Source organism: Chryseobacterium sp. RU37D, from assembly GCF_900156075.1.
In the GTDB taxonomy this organism is placed as follows: Bacteria; Bacteroidota; Bacteroidia; order Flavobacteriales; family Weeksellaceae; genus Chryseobacterium.
In genome coordinates, this window is record NZ_FTMM01000008.1 from 16,154 (window position 1) to 29,014 (window position 12,861).

General features: G+C 36.1%; 12 protein-coding genes. 8 read left to right on the top strand and 4 right to left on the bottom strand.

Annotated features, from left to right (window positions below):
* The first annotated feature begins 36 nt into the window (after positions 1 to 36).
* The 4 genes from BW926_RS05445 (at position 37) to BW926_RS05460 (ending at position 3,128) form a co-directional block, all read left to right on the top strand.
* Entirely contained in the window at positions 37 to 927 is an 891-nt protein-coding gene (locus tag BW926_RS05445) for a PfkB family carbohydrate kinase (protein ID WP_076444948.1), read from the top strand.
* An 88-nt stretch (positions 928 to 1,015) separates the two neighbouring features.
* Positions 1,016 to 1,855: an alpha/beta hydrolase family protein gene (locus BW926_RS05450; RefSeq protein ID WP_076445131.1), complete on the top strand. Its 840-nt coding sequence runs from the start codon at positions 1,016 to 1,018 to the stop codon at positions 1,853 to 1,855.
* Positions 1,856 to 2,500, top strand: a complete 645-nt coding sequence (locus tag BW926_RS05455; protein ID WP_076444950.1) for an HD domain-containing protein — start codon at positions 1,856 to 1,858, stop codon at positions 2,498 to 2,500. It abuts the gene before it with no gap.
* Positions 2,501 to 2,546: 46 nt separating this feature from the next.
* Positions 2,547 to 3,128 (top strand): hypothetical protein, encoded by a 582-nt coding sequence (locus BW926_RS05460; RefSeq protein ID WP_410493248.1) that lies wholly within the window; start codon positions 2,547 to 2,549, stop codon positions 3,126 to 3,128.
* A gap of 68 nt (positions 3,129 to 3,196) precedes the next feature.
* On the opposite strand, the gene BW926_RS05465 is transcribed toward BW926_RS05460, so the two are convergent.
* The 4 genes from BW926_RS05465 to BW926_RS05480 form a co-directional block, all read right to left on the bottom strand.
* Complete coding sequence (locus tag BW926_RS05465; RefSeq protein ID WP_076444952.1) at positions 3,197 to 3,427, bottom strand: hypothetical protein; 231 nt, start codon at positions 3,425 to 3,427, stop codon at positions 3,197 to 3,199.
* Positions 3,428 to 3,621: 194 nt separating this feature from the next.
* Entirely contained in the window at positions 3,622 to 4,512 is an 891-nt protein-coding gene (locus BW926_RS05470) for a DUF72 domain-containing protein (protein ID WP_076444954.1), read from the bottom strand.
* 203 nt (positions 4,513 to 4,715) lie between these two features.
* Positions 4,716 to 6,374 carry a ribonucleoside-diphosphate reductase subunit alpha gene (locus tag BW926_RS05475; RefSeq protein WP_076444955.1) on the bottom strand — a complete coding sequence of 553 codons (1,659 nt, stop codon included), beginning with the start codon at positions 6,372 to 6,374 and terminating at the stop codon, positions 4,716 to 4,718.
* A gap of 312 nt (positions 6,375 to 6,686) precedes the next feature.
* Positions 6,687 to 7,661, bottom strand: a complete 975-nt coding sequence (locus tag BW926_RS05480) for a ribonucleotide-diphosphate reductase subunit beta (RefSeq protein ID WP_076444957.1) — start codon at positions 7,659 to 7,661, stop codon at positions 6,687 to 6,689.
* Positions 7,662 to 8,087: 426 nt separating this feature from the next.
* On the opposite strand from BW926_RS05480, the gene BW926_RS05485 reads away from it, so the two are divergent.
* The 4 genes from BW926_RS05485 (at position 8,088) to BW926_RS05500 (ending at position 12,738) form a co-directional block, all read left to right on the top strand.
* A complete protein-coding gene (locus BW926_RS05485; RefSeq protein WP_076444959.1) occupies positions 8,088 to 8,777 on the top strand; it encodes an ABC transporter ATP-binding protein in 690 nt (229 codons plus the stop codon).
* Between the two features lie 102 nt (positions 8,778 to 8,879).
* Positions 8,880 to 10,109, top strand: coding sequence for an ABC transporter permease (locus BW926_RS05490; protein WP_076444961.1), 1,230 nt, complete (start codon positions 8,880 to 8,882; stop codon positions 10,107 to 10,109).
* 75 nt (positions 10,110 to 10,184) lie between these two features.
* Complete coding sequence (locus BW926_RS05495; RefSeq protein WP_076444963.1) at positions 10,185 to 11,453, top strand: ABC transporter permease; 1,269 nt, start codon at positions 10,185 to 10,187, stop codon at positions 11,451 to 11,453.
* Between the two features lie 82 nt (positions 11,454 to 11,535).
* A complete protein-coding gene (locus BW926_RS05500) occupies positions 11,536 to 12,738 on the top strand; it encodes an efflux RND transporter periplasmic adaptor subunit (RefSeq protein WP_076444965.1) in 1,203 nt (400 codons plus the stop codon).
* Positions 12,739 to 12,861: the final 123 nt, after the last annotated feature.

Here is a 12,861-nt window from a genome sequence, read left to right on the forward strand (position 1 = left end):
CTAAAACCAACCACAATTAAAAACTATTAAAACACAATGAATTTCTCATCAGAACAGCCGAAAATCATCGTCGTAGGAAGCTCATCAATTGATCTTGTACTGGAAACAGAAAAAGTTCCGTGTGCTAACGAAACTGTTATTGCCCGCAATTCTGAGAGCTATTTCGGAGGAAAAGGGGCTAATCAGGCCGTTGGGACAGCCAGATTGGGTGCCAGTGTATATTTCATAGGCTGTGTAGGAATGGATCCTCTGGGCCAGCAAATCATGAGAAATATGGTGAGCGAAAACGTGAATGTGGGGTTTGTATACGAAACTGACCAGGAGGCAACGGGGACGGCATATGTGACTACTTTTGACGGAGACGCAGCGATTGTAGTAGTTCCAGCAGCTAATAATTTTCTGAATACTGGGCATTTAGACGCTGCAGATAAATATTTTCAAACTGTAGATCTTATTCTTATACAGCTGGAGGTTTCTCTTGAAGTCATTAAGCATACGGTTAAAAAAGCCAAAAAATATGGCAAAAAGGTGGGCTTATATGCTTCGCCTGCACAGCGTTTATATGAAGATATTTTAGATAACGTAGATTTTATTGTTGTAAAAAGCAGCGAACTGCATATTGTTTTCGGGGAAGATCAGAGAGAGGATATCCTTAAAAAATATTTCAATAAAGTCTTTGTAAGGGATGATATTAATTCTACCATTTATTTCGATGGAACGGAGATGAAATATTGTAGAAATGATAAAGACAAGATGATTTACAAAATGGGAATGGGAGATGCATTTACTTCAGGTTTTGCGATTGCACTCTGTCATCAGAATCCTATTGAAGAATGTGTAAAGTTTGGAAATGAGGTTTCTGCCAGGGTTTCCTCCAAAAAAGGATCTCAGACAGGCCTGCCGAGAGTGTCTGATTTCTTCTCATAAGTTATTTGCTACATATCGAAAAATGTAAACTTAATATAAGATGCAAAGTAAAATTTCCACTTTTATAGTGGATTTTTTCTTTTTACCTATGGAAAAATTAATGCTTACTACAAAAGATTCCGTATCAATCATAGCTCATCTTTTTTTGCCAGAGAAAAGTAATCATAAGCTTTTGCTAATTAATTCTGCGACCGGAGTGAAGCAGCATATTTATTTCTCTTTTGCTCAATATTTTTCCGAACGGGGATTTATTGTTGTTACTTACGACTATCGTGGTATTGGGCTTTCAAAACCTGAAAATATGAAGGGATATGAAGCATCAATGCGAATTTGGGGTTCGGAAGATTATAAAGCGTTGACAGATTATATTAAAATTAATTTTGATGATTATAAAAAATACTGTCTGGGCCATTCTGTAGGAGCTCTGATTTTAGGGATGAATGAGGACTCTCATATCTTTGAGGAATTTATTTTTGTGGGAACCCAGAATGCTTTTGTCGGAAATCTAAAATTCAGGACAAAAATTGAAGCTTTTCTTGGCTTTGGAATTGCTCAGCCGCTAACTACCGCTTTGCTAGGATATTTCCCCGGAAACTGGTTCGGTCTCGGAGAAAGTCTTCCGAAAAATTGCGCATATGACTGGAGAACCTTAATTTTAAACAGGAAATCAACCAACGGTTTGCTGGAGAAAATTGATGATTATTCAAAAGAGTTAACGCAAAAAGTATTTGTCATCCGGGCCGAAGATGATGTATGGCTTACAGAAAAAGGGGTAAAAAGCCTACTGAATGACACTTACCCTAATCTTAAACCAACCTACAGACTCGTTACAACTTCCGAATCTGAAAAAGGTGAAATTGGACATGTTAATTTTTTTAGAAGCTATAATAAAAAGCTCTGGAATATTATTTTAAATGAATTGATATAAATGAAGAATCTGATCGAAAACACGGTAGAATTTGTAAAGAAAAAGTTGGAAGGAGCAGAAGCAGGCCACGACTGGTTTCACATCGAAAGAGTACGGAAGCTATCCAAAAAAATTGCTGAGACAGAGAAATGCAACCAAGAAGTGGTAGAGTTGGGTGCGCTGCTTCACGATATAGCTGATCCTAAGTTTCATCATGGTGACGAAACGCTTGCCTTAAAAGTTTCAAGAGATTTCCTGGAAAGCCAAAATGCTCCTGAAAATGTTATTGAGCAGGTTGTATTTATCATTAAAAATATTTCGTTTAAAAATAGAGGTGAAACTCCTGAAAATCTTCCGATTGAATTGAAAATTGTTCAGGATGCAGATAGAATAGATGCCATTGGAGCTATTGGAATCGGAAGAACGTTCAATTTTGGAGGCTTTAAAAATAATCTCATGTACGATCCTGATATTCAACCCAAAATGTATATGTCTAAGGATGAGTACAAAAAATCAAACGGAACAACGATCAATCATTTTTATGAAAAGCTTCTGCTGCTGAAAGATTTGATGAATACGGAAAGAGGAAAGGAAATAGCCGGAGAAAGACATGATTTTATGCTGAAATTTCTGGATCAATTTTATAAAGAATGGAATGTTGATTAAGGTCCTTTAAAACTATTAAAAACAGTATCTTTGCAAAATGGTATTTGTGATTCTGCTTATTTTCTGGGCCTTGGTTTTTTCTCTTATTTTATCAAAAATAAAAAGAGGGAAAGGTGCCGAATGGGCAAAATTATTCCGGATTATTACCCTTGTTTTTACATTTTCTTTTTTTACTTATTGGTTTATTAAGAAAAGTTCGGTTGGAATTGTAAGGAATTCCGTAGCTCTACAGGTGATCAATAAGCTTCCGCAGCCGCTTGATTTTTATGTAATTAATCTTAATGATCCTGCTACAAATAAGGCAATGGAAACCAAGCATATCGGGAAAATACGCCCGGAATATTACAGAATTGAATATCTGAAAATGGATAAATCAGATCAATACTGGGTTGTTGGTTATCTTGGAAAAAAGAACCTGGTTTATTTTTCCCAAAATTCTGTTCCGAATAAAAATATTGACCAGATTATTGAAGTCCAGAATTATATTAACCAGAGTGTAAAGCTTTCTGATATTGCAAAAAAGCAAATTGAAGCTTATAATTATGAAAATATTAAACAAGGAATATGGATAACACTGGATTTTCTTCTTTTGTTTCTCAATTTGATATTACTACTAAAAAGAAAATAACCCCATCCGAATTTAGATGGGATTATCTTATATTATAAATCGTTCAATTTTTTATATAGTGAAAATTTTTAAGGATAATCTAGGATTAACATAATTCTTTCCTTAAATTCTTCTGGGCAATTTCTCACCAGCTTGTCTTTGTTCTGCTTGCTGATCTGCTTCGGATCCAGCCATTCTATAACGTCGGAGCTTAGACTGTTGTTATCATAAACTCTTTTTATTCTGTTATCTTCAAAAAAAGTATAGGCATCACCAAGCCAGTTGGTCGTAATACTGATTGTACAAATTTCTTTTTCCATTTCATTGGGTTTTTATATCAGTTAACAATTAATTAATATATTGTAATTCCTAATATAATGAATTTTCGAATATGAAATATGCTTTACTCAGTAATTTTTTTTTCGAATAAAAAAGTGAATTATATTTATTAAAATTGAATTTTTCATGATAATTGATATTTTATAAATAAAATTAAGATAAAAATTTATTAATCTTAAAATAATCTTCCTGTGCTCTCTGTTGCCATTTTAGGAATAAAAATGGCAGTTTTCCATTCATCGTTCATTTTTTTAATAAAATATGCAGATAGGAGAGGGGAAGCTTTTTCGACATTTTGGTGTACAAAAAAGTATATATTCTGCAGTCCTTCCTTTTTCCATGTTGTAAGGCGCTCCAGCCAGTCGTCCAGTCTTTTATAATCGCTCTCCGCATTGGCACCTACATATCTGATAAATGCGTTGGGGGTGGTAAGCCTCATGTGGAGCATATCCCTTCTGCCGGCTGTATCTACAATGATATTGGTAATGTTATATGTTTCAAAAAGTTGGCATGTGGTATTTAAAATATCTTTATCTGTGAACCATTCTGTATTTCTTAATTCTATTGCCAGTGGTACTTCTTTCGGCCAGTCTTTTACAAACCTTTCCAGCCTTTCGTAGTCTTTTGGTTTAAAATTATCATGAAGCTGCAGAAAAGGCATCCCTAATTTTTCGTCAAAATTCAAAACAGCGGTAGCAAATTGAGTAACTACATCTTCAATATTCAGGAGCCTTCTGAAATGAGAAACGGTATTGGTGATTTTCGGGAAAAATTTAAAGTTTGGAGGAGTTTTTTCTTTCCAGGTCTGTACCTGTTCAGGGGTGGGCATTCCGTAGAAGGTAGCGTTCAATTCAATTGAATTAAACTGTGTGGCGTAATAGGTCAATTCGTCCTTTGTACCTTTAGGGTAAAAGCCCTTCAGGTCGGTTTTATTCCATTTTGCGCATCCAATGGAAATATTTTCAAGTCCTTTTTTATTTTGACTTAAAATTTCCTTTGTTCCGGGATGATCTTTTGGTAATGTAAAATCTATTTTTGAAGGATCTTCTACCTGTCCGAATTTCATAATTTGAAGTTTTAAGAATTAAACACTTAAGCAAATATAAAACAAAAACCACGGAAATGTATGATCTGCAGAACGGATTATTTGCCTTAATGTTCATCTCTTGATTTAAAATAAAGAATACCTCAGAGAAGGGCTTAAAATAAAAAACACGCTTAAAAAAAGCGTGCTCTAGTGAATATGTTGATGTTTATTATTTGGAAATCTTATGCTTCACAAGCTGTACAGGTCACAAAGTTGACCATCATCTCTTTAGAAACAGAAGAACTTCTTTGATAATAAAGGGTTTTTACTCCTTTTTTCCAGGCTTCGATATAAAGGTAGTTTACATCTTTTACAGGCATTGTAGACGGGATCTGTAAGTTCAGCGACTGAGCCTGATCAATATATTGCTGTCTTTGTGCGGCCTGAGAAATGATCTCCATAGGAGAAATTTCTTTAAATGTTTTGAATACTGCTTTTTCTTCGTCAGTTAATTCTTTCAAATGCTGTACGGAACCATGGTTCAGCATGATTGTTCTCCATGTTTCTTCGTTATCAAGGCCTTTTTCTTCTAATAATTTTGCCAGGTATTTGTTCTTACGCATAAAGTTTCCTTTCGCAAGACCTGCTTTATAATAATTGGAAGCAAACGGCTCAATTCCCGGAGAGGTTTGTCCTAAAATTGCAGAGCTTGAAGTAGTAGGAGCGATCGCCATGGTGGTGGTGTTTCTTAGTCCGTATCCTTTCAGCAATTCTGGCTCGCCATAGATATTGGCCAGTTCTCTTGATGCCTGATCTGCCTGCTCCTTGATGCGTCTGAAAGCTCTTGCATTAAACTGAGTTGCTTCAAAGCTTTCAAACGGGATCATATTTTTCTGTAAGTAAGAATGGTACCCTAAAACACCCAATCCAAGTGCTCTGTGACGCATGGCAAAGTTTCTTGCACCCTGCAGATAATAATTACCTTCTGTTTTATCAATAAATTCTGATAATACGGCATCAAGGAAGTAGATGGCTAATTTTACGGCATTCGTATCCTTCCATTCATCGTATAGCTCTAAGTTCATGGAAGATAAGCAGCAGATGAAAGATTCTTCCAGCGTTGAGGGAAGCATGATTTCGGAGCAAAGGTTACTTGCATTGACAGTTAATCCTAAATCTTTGTAAACTTGTGGTTTATTTCTATTTACGTTATCTGTGAAGAAAATGTAAGGAAGGCCTTTTTGTTGACGGCTTTCCAACACTCTTGCCCAGATTTTACGCTTTTCCATATCTCCATCGATCATGTCCTGCATCCAGTAATCAGGAACGCAGATTCCGGTAAACAGGTTCTGAATCGGGCTTCCGATATCTTTGATTGATAAAAATTCTTCAATATCCCCATGGTCGATATCAAGATAAGCAGCAAAAGCTCCTCTTCTTACACCTCCCTGAGAAACCACATCCATCGCGGTATCAAACAGCTTCATGAAAGAAACAGCTCCTGAAGACTTTCCGTTGTCTGTTACCGCAGTACCTCTGTTACGAAGTTCCCCGAAATATCCTGAAGTTCCACCCCCGATTTTTGTCTGCATGATCACTTCGCCCATTTTATGGGTAATTCCTTCAATGCTGTCCGGAATATGAACGTTGAAACAAGAGATAGGAAGACCTCTCTGAGTTCCCATATTGGCCCAAACCGGTGATGAGAAACTAATCCATCCTTTGGTAATCATTTCCTTGAAAGCAGGTTGAAGTTCCGGCTTGTATAATCTTTTTGCAGCCGCAGTGGTGATCCTGTCGATGGCTCCTTCTACAGTTTCACCTTTCAGCAAATAGCCTCTGTTCAGCATTTGCTCGGACTCTTCATTGAGCCACCATATATTTGTACCTTGTTCTTCCATAGTTGTTTATATTTTCGAATTCCCGAGTGGGTTTTAATACTCAGGAATTTTGTTTGCTTATATTGAGTGAAAATGTTTTGTCATTCTGAGTAACGAAAAATCTTTTCTCTTCAAATTATTCTTAATTATTTTAAATTTTAACCATTAAGATTTTGATTAAGTATTATTATTTAAAAATATTAAGTTTAATAATTGTTTTGAGATGCTTTCCTTCGACAGGCTCAGGGTAAACTTTAGCTCAGCATTACATCGCTAATACTATTTGTTTCGACGCTCGCTTCGCTCGCGCTTAATCCAAAATTTAAAATCTAATTAAAAAAGATCGTTCGCTGTAATACTCTTATCATGTTTTGTGTAATCGACTGGTCTTTTTGCAAAGAAATCATCCATAGAATTGGCGAAAACTTCCTCTTCGAACCAAACCATTGGTCTGTATTGTTCAGGGGTTACGTTGTATTTTGTTTTCATGTTGATTTTCTTCAAGCTGTCATCAACACGATATTTCATAAAGTTTAACAAATCTTCTTTTGAGAAAATACTTAATTCACCCAGTTCAAAAATCCAGTCAAGGATTTCGCCTTCTAGTTCTACTGATTGGTCAACTAATGTATAAATGTCCTCAATATCAGAATCTGTTAATAAATCCGGTTGTTCTTCACGGATTTTATTGATTAAATAAATTCCGGCATTGGCGTGAATCTGTTCATCAACAGAAGTCCATGCTATGATATTTGAAACGTTTTTCATGTATCCTTTAAATCTTGTGAAAGAAAGAATGATTGCAAATTGTGAGAAAAGCGAAACATTTTCAATCAAAATACTGAATAATAAGAGGGAAGAAACGTATTCTTTTGGTGTCACAGAATTGGCATGTTTTAAGACATTTGATAAAAAATCAATTCTTTTTTTCACAGCAGGAATTTCCACTACATTAGAAAATTCTTCGTTGTAACCCAATACTTCCAATAATCTTGAATAGGCTTCCGAATGACGGAATTCACATTCAGCAAAAGTAGCACCCAGGCCATTCAGCTCAGGTTTGGGCATATGATTGTATAGATTTCCCCAAAACGTCTTTACAGACACTTCGATTTGTGCAATAGCTAAAAGCGCATTTTTCACAGCATGTTTTTCATGTGGTTCCAACTGTGAATGAAAATCCTGAACATCTGCAGTAAAATCCACTTCGGAATGCACCCAGAACGATTTGTTGATTGCCTCTACAAATTGAAGAACCTCAGGGTATTCAAATGGTTTATAGCTTACTCTTTTATCAAAAATTCCCATATTAAAAATGTCTTAAAAATTAAAATAAATAGATCAATGTGGATAAAGTTCAAAAAATATTCAACAATCTGATTTTTTGTAACTTAAGAATAAACGTTATCAACCAAGATTGTGTTTTTATTTTTTGTGATGCGCAAGCACAAAGTTCGAAAAAAAGAACTGTATTTGAAAGGGCGAAACACTAAATGATTGAGTTTTAACCGCAAAAGTTTTCCACATTTACATGAAAACTGCTTAGATATTGACTTACACAGTATTATCATAAAAAAATAATTGTTATCAGATATTTATAGTTAAACATTTTGTTGTAATATGTTGTAAATCAGTTTGCAAATAATTAAACAATAAATTAATTAAAGAAAATTTTATTCTTGTAACAAATTAGAAATAACATCTACTTATTATCATAAAAACATAGATCACTTAATGTTAGTAATTCAAGATTTACATAAATCGTACGATACCGGGAAAAGCAAGCTGCACGTTCTCAAGGGGATAAATCTAAATATTTCCAAAGGCGAGTTTGTTTCAATCATGGGAAGCTCAGGATCTGGGAAATCTACACTCCTTAATATCATTGGTATTCTTGATGAAAAAGACTCGGGAACTTATGAGCTGGATGGTGTTCCGATTGAACATTTGTCTGAAGTGAAAGCGGCAGAATATAGAAGTAAGTTTTTGGGATTTATCTTCCAGTCTTTTAATTTGATAGGCTATAAAACAGCTTTGGATAATGTAGCTCTTCCTTTATATTACCAAAATGTTCCAAGGAAAGAGCGTAACCAGAAAGCAATGGAGTATCTTGAAAAAGTAGGCCTTGCACAATGGGCAAATCATTTACCGAATGAGCTTTCTGGAGGTCAGAAGCAAAGGGTGGCCATTGCCAGGGCTTTAATTACGGATCCGAAAGTTGTTTTAGCCGATGAACCTACCGGAGCTTTGGACTCCAAAACGACTCATGATATTATGAAGCTTCTTCAGGATATTAATAATGAAGGGAAAACAATTATCGTTGTAACGCATGAGCCTGATGTAGCCGCACAAACCAAAAGAAATGTTGTCCTTCGTGACGGAATCATAGAAAGTGATGAGTTTATTAAGCAGCATATTTTATAGGCTGGAAGAATGAAGAAAAAAGAAAAAAAAGAGTTTTAATAATAATCGGCGGAAAAACTGGGAGACTTCCATCATCAGGCTTCCCGCTTCAAATCTGAAAAAATGTTCGATCTAGATCGCTGGCAGGAAATATTCAGTTCTATTCGCAGTAATGTATTGCGGACGGTGCTTTCCGGCTTTACTGTGGCCTTGGGATTATTTATTTTTATTGTGCTTTTTGGAATCGGGACGGGTTTGCAGAATGCCTTTACGCAGGGTTTTGCGAGAGATGCCCAAAACCTGATTTCCATTATGACTGGGAAGACTACCATTGCCTATAATGGGCTTCAATCCAACAGGCAGATAACGATGAATAATTCCGATTATGATTTCCTCGTGAATATTGATAAAGAAAAAGTAGGAAGCTCCACCCCAAGATATACTGCCAATTTACTAGTAAAATACGGTAAGGAAAGTGGAAATTATCAAATCAACGGTGCTCTGCCCGAAGAAAAAATTATCGAAAACCGGAAAATGCTGGAAGGGCGCTACCTGACGCCGACAGACCTAGACAGGAAACAAAATGTAGCCGTGATCGGAAGAATGGTGCAGCGGGATTTGATTAAAAACGGGAACCCGATAGGAAAAGAATTAAACATCAACGGAACCATGTTCAAAGTAGTGGGTGTTTTTTCAGACGACGGAGGAGACTGGGACGAAAGGCACATCACTGTTCCTATTTCAACCCTGCAGCAGATGAAGAAAGGTTCTGATACTGTAAGTATCAATTATATTGCGTACAATGATAAATTAACACCGCAGGAAGCCATTAAATACGGTGACGAATTAAAAGAAAGATTAAAAGCCAGAAAAAATGTAGCCCCGGATGATGAAAACGGGATCAGAGTCTGGAATAACGCCCAAAATATGAATGATACTTTTACTTTTATGGCAGTTCTTACAGCTATTGTTGGATTTATCGGTATGGGAACATTGCTGGCAGGAATCATTGGAATCAGTAACATTATGGTTTATATCGTAAAAGAAAGAACAAAAGAGATTGGAGTAAGAAAAGCTATCGGTGCAAAACCAAGAAGCATTGTTGCATTGATTGTTCAAGAAAGTGTGGTGATTACCGTAATTTCAGGATTTATAGGTGTAGGATTGGGAGTTTTGGCTCTAAAATTAATAGGGAACAGCCTAGAAAAATATTTTATTCAAAATCCGAGTGTGGGCTGGGGTACGATTATTATGGCATTCATAGCGCTTATTTTTTCTGGACTGATTGCAGGATTTGTTCCAGCATACAGGGCATCAAGAATTAAACCGATTGAGGCGTTGAGAACAGAATAAGTTATAAATTGTGAATTGAGCCTTAAGAAAGCAATTTTTTAATCTTTCAATCTTTTAATTATTTAATAAAATACAGTGAACATAATATTTAAAAAAGATACTTGGCAGGAAATTTATTATTCATTGAGAAATAATAAGCTTCGAACCTTCCTTACGATGATCGGTGTGGGATGGGGTATGTTTTTGTATGTGAGTTTGCTAGGAGCAGCAAAAGGAATGGAAAATGGGTTCGACAAATTATTCTCGGGATTCGCAACCAATTCAATTTTCCTTTGGGCCCAGAATACATCAATCCCTTATGATGGTTTCCCAAAAGGAAGACAGATGCACCTGAAGCTTTCCGATATTGAAATGCTGAAGAGAAAAATTCCGGAAATAGATTATATATCACCTCAAAACTCAAGGGGAAACTTCGGAAATGCAGGTGAACAGATGTCAAAAAACGGAAAATCTGCCACTTATACCCTTAATGGAGATTATCCTTTGGGAAACAAAATTTCAGAAAAAAAACTGATTTTCGGAAGATATCTTAATGACGCCGATATTTCAGGAAATAAGAATGTGGTAGTAATTGGCGAGGAGGTGTACAAAAACTTTTTTGATTCTAAAAAAAATGAAAACCCACTTGGAAAGTCAATCAATATTAAAGGAATTTTCTTCAATGTAATTGGTGTTTTCAGAGTGAAAAAAGGAGGCGGAATGGAAAATGACCAGACGGTTTTTATCCCGCTATCAACTTTTACAAAAATGTACAACAATGGAGATAATGTAGATTTTTTTGCCATTGTAAGCAAACCGAATGTTGATGTAAACAAAGTGGAAGAGAGAGTAAAGCTGCAATTGAAATCGAAAAATAATGTTTCACCTGATGATACGAATGCTTTTGGAACCTTCAACCTCGGAAAAGAGTTTAAAAAACTGACGGGATTTTTAAGCGGAATGCAGCTTTTAACCATTATTGTAGGAACATTAACGATTCTTGCGGGGGTGATAGCCATCTCAAATATTCTTTTAATTACCGTTAAGGAAAGAACAAAAGAAATTGGGATCAGAAGAGCATTAGGCGCAAAACCTTCGGAAGTTAGAAATCAGATTTTGTTGGAAAGTGTGGTGATCACCCTCTCATCCGGTTTGCTGGGATTTATGTCAGGGATTTTTGTTTTAATGATTTTAAATATAATGACCCAAAATCAAGACGCCTTCCCATTCTACAACCCGACGGTGAACTACGGAAATGTATTCGCGGCAATGGCAGTAATGGTTGTACTGGGATTGATTATCGGAATGATTCCGGCACAAAGAGCAGTGAAAATCAGACCAATTGAAGCATTAAGAACGGAATAAAGTTATAAATTATAAGTTATGAATTATGAGTTTTGCAGAGTAATTTTTAATATTTTAATTAAGTAAAAAATAAACTATACATATGAAAAAGAAATTCACTTGGAAAAAAGCTATTTACATTGTCTTGGGGCTTTTATTTGCAGTGGCGTTATTCTCGGGGATCGGGTATCTGGTAAAGTCCAATTCTAAAAAGAGCGAGGCTTTCCTTACCAGAAAACCGACCGTACAGAATATGGAGGATAAAGTGATGGCAACAGGAAAAATTATTCCAAAAGAAGAAATCGAAATCAAACCAAACATAGCGGGGATCATCGACAAGATTTTAGTGGATGAAGGTGATAAAGTGACTGCAGGACAGCTGATTGCAACCGTAAGAATCGTCCCGAATATTGCAGAAGTGAACAATGCGCAACAGAGTGTTCAGAACGCACAGCTGCAGATCAGCAATGCCAAAATGAATGTTGAAAATATGCGCAGCCAGTATGCCATGCAGGAAAAATTATATAAGCAGGGGGTTATCTCAAAACAAGAATACCTGAACTCTCAGCAGCAATTATTTACTCAGCAGCAGGCACTGAAAAATGCTAATCAACAATTGGCGACAGCGCAAAAAGTTTTACAGATTGCAAAAACAGGAGCTACTCCTGAACTGCAGGGTTTAGCGACGACTCAGATTCGTTCTAAGGCTTCAGGGACTGTTCTTGAAGTGCCGGTGAAAGTCGGAAGTCAGGTAATTGAAGCCAACTCTTTCAATGCGGGAACCACAATCTGCTCTATTGCAGACCTTAATTCACTGATCTTCCAGGGAGAAATAGATGAAGCACAAGCCGGGAAACTTACCCAAGGAATGAGCATGAATGTTGTAATCGGCGCGCTTCAGAATAAAACTTTCCCCGGAAAGCTTACAATGATCGCTCCAAAAGGGAAAGACAATAACGGAACCATCAAATTCCCTGTAGAAGGTGATGTTTACAACCCAAACAACGAATACATCAGAGCCGGATTTTCTGCCAACGGGGAAATTGTTTTAAAATCTGAGAAAAACGCCCTCTTATTGGATGAATCATTAATTCAATATGAGAAAAAGAACGGAAAAGACAGCCCTTTTGTTGAAGTAAAACAAAAAGACGGAAAATTTAAGAAAGTATATGTGAAGTTGGGTGCAAGTGACGGAATCAATGTTCAGATCCTTCCGGGATCAGGAATTGACAAAAATTCTGAAGTCAAAGTTTGGAATCCATCTGACAAGGACAAGGAAGAGCTAAAAGAAAAAGAAAAAAAATAGTAAACTAACATTATAAATTTCAAACTGTCAGTCCCGGGAATTTTTTCCGGGATTTTTTTCAATTAATCATTCCGTAAGAATCTAAACCAGTGTTGTTGATTAACGTTTATTTATGATTTAAAT